Source organism: Pseudomonas sp. NPDC096950, assembly GCF_044762525.1.
Lineage (GTDB): Bacteria > Pseudomonadota > Gammaproteobacteria > Pseudomonadales > Pseudomonadaceae > Aquipseudomonas.
Window position 1 is genome coordinate 1 of the sequence record NZ_JBIWEL010000043.1, and the last position, 1,418, is coordinate 1,418.

Consider the following 1,418-nt stretch of genomic DNA (forward strand, 5'->3'; position numbering starts at 1 on the left):
ACATCATCCCAGGCAACGATGACGCAATCCGCGCTATCCAGCTGTACATGGGTTCGATGGCTGACGCAGTAATCCGCGGTCGCAACCACGTTGCTGGCGGCACCGAGCAGTTCGTTGAAGAAGCTCCGGTAGCAGCAGCTGAGTAATTGACGCCTTGGCGTTGACTCAGTAAGCAAAAAGGGGGCTTGGCCCCCTTTTTGCCACCTCGAAAACCATTTGTCGGCAGCGCAGCTACAGCATCTGTAACGTGCAGCGGCTTACAAGGGTGGTTCGGGAAGAATTGAACGCCCGTTCGATCGGGTGGAATGGTTGATAACCTATCCAAGAGGATTTTTGAAATGGCAGAGATTACTGCAGCGTTGGTTAAAGAACTGCGTGAGCGTACCGGCGAAGGCATGATGGATTGCAAAAAGGCCTTGACCAAGGCCGGCGGCGACATCGAAAAAGCCATTGATGACATGCGTGCTTCGGGCGCCATCAAGGCCGCCAAGAAAGCAGGCAACGTAGCTGCTGAAGGCGCGATCACTCTGAAAGAAGACGGTAAATCCGCCGTTCTGCTGGAAGTGAACTCGCAGACCGACTTCCTGGCTTTGCAGGACGATTTCAAGGCATTCGTTGCTTCCAGCGTTGAAAAAGCGTTCGCTGACAAGCTGACTGATGTTGCTCCGCTGATCGAAGCTCAAGAAGCTGCTCGCCTGGTACTGGTCGGCAAGGTTGGCGAAAACGTCAACATCCGTCGTCTGGCACGCGTTGAAGGTGACGTTGTTGGTGGTTACCTGCACGGCAACAAGATCGGTGTTGCAGTTGTCCTGAAAGGCGGCACTGTTGAGCTGGCCAAGGACATCGCTATGCACGTAGCGGCAACCAACCCTGAATTCCTGCTGCCATCGGAAGTTTCCGCTGAAGCGGTCGAGCGCGAGAAAGGCGTGTTCCTGACCCTCAACGCTGACAAGATCGCTGGCAAGCCAGAAAACATCGTTGAAAACATGGTCAAAGGCCGTATCAGCAAGTTCCTGGCTGAAGCGAGCCTGGTTGAGCAGGCGTTCGTCAAGAACCCTGAAATCAAGGTTGGCGACCTGGCCAAGAAAGCCGGTGCTGAAATCGTTTCCTTCACCTACTTCAAAGTAGGCGACGGCATCGAGAAGCCGGTCGACAACTTCGCTGAAGAAGTTGCTGCCCAGCTGGCTGCCGCCAAGCAATAAGACGGTTTTTATAACTGTCGCCCTGAAGAGGCTGCCCGCTTACGCGCGCAGCCTCTTTTCAGATGGGCTGCCAATTTTTATTGGTTTCCCTTTGGAACTGGCTTACAAAGCCATGTTCCGATGGCGCTGAAGCAGCGCCAAGCTAGAGTGAACGCCAGCTGTAAACAGCTCGCAAAGAATTTTTAAAATACGCCGCAGGAGAGATTCGCAATGGCT

Annotated in this window: 2 protein-coding genes; both read left to right on the plus strand. The window is 53.9% G+C overall.

Annotated elements, in window-relative coordinates:
* Positions 1-146 (plus strand): 30S ribosomal protein S2 (locus tag ACIQY3_RS33680; protein ID WP_403028895.1); only part of this gene is annotated, 146 nt, incomplete at its 5' end.
* A gap of 192 nt (positions 147-338) precedes the next feature.
* A complete protein-coding gene (tsf, locus tag ACIQY3_RS33685; RefSeq protein WP_403028865.1) occupies positions 339-1,202 on the plus strand; it encodes a translation elongation factor Ts in 864 nt (287 codons plus the stop codon).
* The last annotated feature ends 216 nt before the right edge of the window (positions 1,203-1,418 follow it).

Excerpts from the sequence above, each read along its gene's own strand:
- tsf (WP_403028865.1), top strand. The coding sequence starts at position 339 with ATGGCAGAGATTACTGCAGCGTTGGTTAAAGAACTGCGTGAGCGTACC.